General features: G+C 19.9%; 4 protein-coding genes. 3 read left to right on the plus strand and 1 reads right to left on the minus strand.

Translation table 4 applies throughout. From position 1 onward, the window contains the following. Positions 1-93 precede the first annotated feature (93 nt). The gene (locus tag C6B38_RS09695; protein WP_162475819.1) at positions 94-270 is read right to left on the minus strand and encodes a hypothetical protein; all 177 of its coding nucleotides are present in this window, start codon (positions 268-270) and stop codon (positions 94-96) included. Positions 271-306: 36 nt separating this feature from the next. Here C6B38_RS09695 and C6B38_RS02525 point away from each other — a divergent pair, with 36 nt between their 5' ends. The 3 genes from C6B38_RS02525 (at position 307) to C6B38_RS11820 (ending at position 2,053) form a co-directional block, all read left to right on the plus strand. Further along, positions 307-585, plus strand: a complete 279-nt coding sequence (locus C6B38_RS02525) for a restriction endonuclease subunit S (RefSeq protein ID WP_105298533.1) — start codon at positions 307-309, stop codon at positions 583-585. 187 nt (positions 586-772) lie between these two features. Next, the gene (locus tag C6B38_RS02530; protein WP_105298534.1) at positions 773-1,870 is read left to right on the plus strand and encodes an Mbov_0401 family ICE element transposase-like protein; all 1,098 of its coding nucleotides are present in this window, start codon (positions 773-775) and stop codon (positions 1,868-1,870) included. A 48-nt stretch (positions 1,871-1,918) separates the two neighbouring features. Beyond that, entirely contained in the window at positions 1,919-2,053 is a 135-nt protein-coding gene (locus C6B38_RS11820) for a hypothetical protein (protein WP_255401054.1), read from the plus strand. The last annotated feature ends 43 nt before the right edge of the window (positions 2,054-2,096 follow it).

The raw sequence follows: 2,096 nt of genomic DNA on the forward strand, positions 1-2,096 counted from the left end.
TTAATTTAATGATTTTTATTATAAAACAACTTTTAATAAGTTTTATAATAAGGGTAAATCTGGAGGAACTCCAAGTACAAAAAATAAAGATTTTTATAATGGAGAAATATCATTTTTATCAATTAAAGATGTTACCAATCAAGGCAAATACATTTTTCAAACTGAAAAAACAATAACTAAAAAAGGACTTAAAAATTCTAGTGCTTGATTAGTACCAAAAAATTCATTAATATACTCTATATATGCTTCTGTTGGGTTTCCAACAATCAACAAAATTCCATTAGCTACTAGTCAAGCTTTTTTTCTATGGAAATTAATAATTTATATTTTTCGACAGAATACTTATATTATTTATTACTTAAATTTAAGAAAAAAGAATTAAATAAATTTATTATAAAACAAACACAGCCCAACCTTTCTAAGGAAATAATTAATCAATTTATTTTTAAAATACCTAGTTTACAAGAACAAACTAAGATTGCAAACTTTTTTAGTATTATTGATAGAAAGATTGAATTAATTAAAGAACAATTAAGTTTATTAGAAAAACAAAAACAATATTACTTAAATAATATGTTTATTTAATTTATGGTTTTTATCTAATTTTTATATAAAAATAAAACTTTTACATAATTTTTTGATTTTTATGGTAAAAGTATTAATACCATCAATTATTTTCTACAAAATTAAATGAGATTATTGCTGACATTCATTTTGAATCATTATAAAATTTTACTATCATGCAATGATGATTTAAAAGGAATATAATTATATGTTAAATGTTTTTAATAGTTTTAAAGATATAAACTTTGTTGAAGAAGTAAATATTGATGTTAATTTCATAGGAAAACAAAAATTAAAAGAAAAATATGAAAAAATTGATCAAGAATTAAGAGAGCAAAATCGTAATGGTAAAAATGGTTATATTTTGTGAGGAAAAAGGAAAAAAATGATAAAAACTCCTTTTGGTGATATTATAATTAAAGCTTCCAGATTTGGTTATCGTGATAAAAAAGATAATAAATTCAAAACAACAACTTTATTAAATAAAAAAATTGGTTTAAAAAATAATCAAACAATTATTTTGAGTGTTAAAATAGAACTTTGAAAATTAATGGATAGTGCTAAAAGACAAAGAGATATTATGGATATGTACCCAAAATTAAATATATCTAAGATGACAATCACAAACATTAATAAGGAAATTGATTTTGCTAAATTATTTAAAGAACAATTAAAAACAAAGACTGAAAAAATAATTGTYCAAACACCATATTTGTATGCTGGAGTTGACGATTCTTTTAGTAATTTAACAAAATATAAAAAAATAGAAAAAAATATGTTTMGAACAGCATATTTTCATACTGGKTATGATGAAATAAAAAGYACTAAAAGTAAAAATGTTCTAAAAGATAAAAAAATTTTTATTGTTATGAAATCAGTAAAAAATAAATACTATCTTATTAAAAAATATAAAAAAGAATTTTTACATTTTTTAAATCAAAATTTTAATATTGAAAATTGTAAGTTAACGCTAGCAGGTRATGGAGCAARATGAATCCAAAAATTTGCTAATGAAATTGGTGCAATTTTTATTTTAGATCAATTTTATTTAATGAAAGAATTAAAAACAATATTTCATATGAATAAATTATTTAAAAATGGCAATCCTGATGAAGCAATAAAATATTTAAAAAAATTAATTACAAGAAAAAATATYAAAGAATAYCCATTCTTAAAARATAAAAAAGATAAAATCAAAGATTTCATTAAATATATCAAAAATAATTCTGAGGGTATTAAAGTTTATAAAGAGGATTGATATATGGGGTCTTGTAATGAACCACAAATTTCGCATAATGTAAAATAATTAAAAGGATATGGTGCTAAATCATATAGTGAAAAAGTTTTTAAAAATATGATTGCAATAAAAATGGCGAAAGAAAATGGTGTTAATTTAATTGAGTTTTATTTTAATAAATTAAACAAAAAAATGAAAAAGAATATAATTATTATTTTTGAAGATAAGCATAATCAGCAATTTTATTTTTAATAAATAAAAATGTTGCTCACCAAGCACAATGTTTTGTCTAAAA

This window comes from Spiroplasma sp. ChiS, from assembly GCF_002968355.1.
GTDB classification, from domain to species: domain Bacteria; phylum Bacillota_I; class Bacilli_A; order Mycoplasmatales; family Mycoplasmataceae; genus Spiroplasma; species Spiroplasma citri.